General features: G+C 56.8%; 3 protein-coding genes. All 3 read left to right on the top strand.

From position 1 onward, the window contains the following. Positions 1–356: YihY/virulence factor BrkB family protein (locus tag ACOI1H_RS24855; protein ID WP_422440938.1), on the top strand; the 356-nt coding region annotated here is incomplete at its 5' end. 36 nt (positions 357–392) lie between these two features. Then, a complete protein-coding gene (locus tag ACOI1H_RS24850) occupies positions 393–1,130 on the top strand; it encodes a DUF5765 domain-containing protein (RefSeq protein WP_422440936.1) in 738 nt (245 codons plus the stop codon). A 326-nt stretch (positions 1,131–1,456) separates the two neighbouring features. After that, a complete protein-coding gene (locus tag ACOI1H_RS24845; RefSeq protein WP_422440934.1) occupies positions 1,457–2,407 on the top strand; it encodes an alpha/beta hydrolase family esterase in 951 nt (316 codons plus the stop codon). Positions 2,408–2,520: the final 113 nt, after the last annotated feature.

Here is a 2,520-nt window from a genome sequence, read left to right as displayed (position 1 = left end):
CCATTGCCGGGCTTTGCGTGCTTTATCGCTTTGCACCGTCACGCGAGACGCCAGAGTGGAAATGGACGTCGGTCGGCGCAGTCGCCGGATGCCTTGTCTGGATCGCGGCATCGGCCAGCTTTGCGTTCTTCGTCAGCAATTTCAGTTACTATAACCAAAGCTTTGGGACTTTGGCCGGCGTTGTCGTGCTGCTGATGTGGTTCTGGATTTCAGCCTACATCGTCCTCATGGGGGCGGAATTGAATGCCGAACTCGAGGCGCAGACGCGCGCCGACACGGCGGCCGGGGACGACAAAGCGACGGCTCCGCAGGACGCCGCAAAACCAAGCAATCCGCGTGCGACGGGCGGCGGATGACAGTCGCATTATTCTGGAAGTCGAAGGAGATGTCTTATGTGCTGGAGCGGTGAAGCCTCGGCGGCGCTGGCAATCGTTGGTATTTCAACCACCGTTTACGCCGCATACAAGAAAGAACCGGCGCCTTTGTGGATGGCTCTTGGCTATTTCTCGTCAATGGAGCTTTTGCAGGCCTTCACTTATTCGGTGATTGACCAATGCGCACTGCCTTCAAATCAGGTCGCCACCCTGCTTAGCTATCTGCACATCGTATTTCAGCCCTTTTTCATCAATATGCTGTCGATGTATTTCATTCCAGATGCTGTGCGGGTCAAGATTCAGTGGCCGGTTTATACGGTCTGTTTTGCATCGGCCATCGTCATGCTTTTGCAGCTTTATCCGTTCGAATGGGCAGGATCATGTCCACTGGGTGAGGTGCTGTGCGCAGAGCGCCTTTGTTCAGTGTCAGGTAATTGGCATATCGCTTGGGAGGTGCCGACGAACGGCATGCTGAACTTTATAACGGTTGATTCCTGGGCCTCTTTTTTGACCGCTTATCCCACTTATTTCATCGCAGCGTTTGCAATGCCGCTTCTTTACGGGTCATGGCGTATCACGATCTATCACTTCCTGATCGGACCACAGTTGGCCGTTCTGCTGACCAACGACCCTAACGAGGTGGCCGCTATCTGGTGCCTGTTATCAATCGGCATCCTGCTGCTTGTCGTGAAAACACCCATAAGACGCTTCATGTTTGTGAAATCTTGGTTGCTGTGGCCAAAACAAAGCGCCTGAAGCCGAAGCGCTTTGTGATCTGGCCATACCTTTGGACGGCAAAAGCGGCCCGTCCTACGGATGCGCCGCGCCAAGGTCAGGCTCATTTCGATTATAAGTGCCCACGCTAACCTGCATCGTTGCGCAAGACTTAAGGAACGGGCAAGCTGCGCAGGACAATCGACACAATTGGCCTGCGCATCTGAAGGAAATCACCGCGTTCGGGTGCCAAAGCAATTTGGTGCCCGTCATGAAATGCCATCCTTCACACAGCGCCCGGCCCGAAAAAATCTGGCCAAGTGCGCCCCGCGCAGTCCGCCCATCCCCGCCCATTCAAAGAGGTTTCTATGTCAATATTTTCCAATACCAGCGATCGCCTTTCCGTCCTTGCAAACTTCGGGACGGACCCAGGTTCGCTGAGTGCCGGCATCTACGTGCCAAAGAACTTCCCGAAAAACGGACCGCTTGTGGTGGTGTTGCATGGCAGCACCCAGTCACCAGATGACTACGATATCGGATCCGGCTGGTCCACGCTCGCCGAGGAATGCGGGATCGCGCTGCTGTTTCCGGGGCAAAGACTGACCAACAACATGATCGGTAGCTTTAACTGGTTCGAGACAGGCGACAGTCAGCGCGGCGAAGGCGAGCCTTTGTCTATTCGTCAAATGATCGGCCAAGTCGTCGATGATCATGCTGTCGACCCGTCGCGTGTCTTTATCACGGGGATGTCGTCGGGCGGTGCCATGACATCTGTGATGCTGGCCACCTATCCAGAGGTCTTCGCCGGAGGGGCAATCATCGCAGGGATCGCCTTTGGCAGCGCGACCAACATGATGGAGGCGGTCATGCGCATGAATGGTTTCGGAAGCCCATCGGACAGCCGCCTAGATGCGCTTGTCCAAGGCGCGACGGACTTTGCGGGGCCTTGGCCGACAATCTCGGTCTGGCAAGGCGATAGCGATACGACCGTCGCCAGTTCCAACGCCGCGTCCATCGTCGCGCAGTGGCAGCAGATTCACAAAGTCGCAGACAAGCCGACCCGTATTGAGACCGTTGACGGCTTTCCGCACAAAGTCTGGTGCGACGCGGACGGGCGCGTGGTGATCGAGGAATTTATCATCACGTCCATGGGCCACGGCACGCCGATCAGCGCAGAGGGCGTTGAGGGGTTGGGGGAAGAAGGCAAATACATGCTAGAGGTCGGCATCTCTTCCACCCGCCACATCGCTGATTTCTGGGGTTTGACGCAAGGCGGCGCCGCAGCAACGGACACCCCCGAAGTGGACGACGCGCCTTAGGCCTAGACCTGTGCCGGGCATGTTTCCGCGTCCAAAGGGCGCGGGGGCATGCCCGGTGTCTCAGGGCTGTGCGCTGTCCGGCTGTAAATCCGCAAGCGTTTTGCGGTCAAAGG

The organism is Loktanella sp. DJP18 (assembly GCF_049310965.1).
Taxonomy (GTDB): domain Bacteria; phylum Pseudomonadota; class Alphaproteobacteria; order Rhodobacterales; family Rhodobacteraceae; genus Loktanella.
The sequence above is the reverse complement of the archived record's forward strand: the minus strand, read 5'-3'. Positions and strand labels throughout refer to the sequence as shown.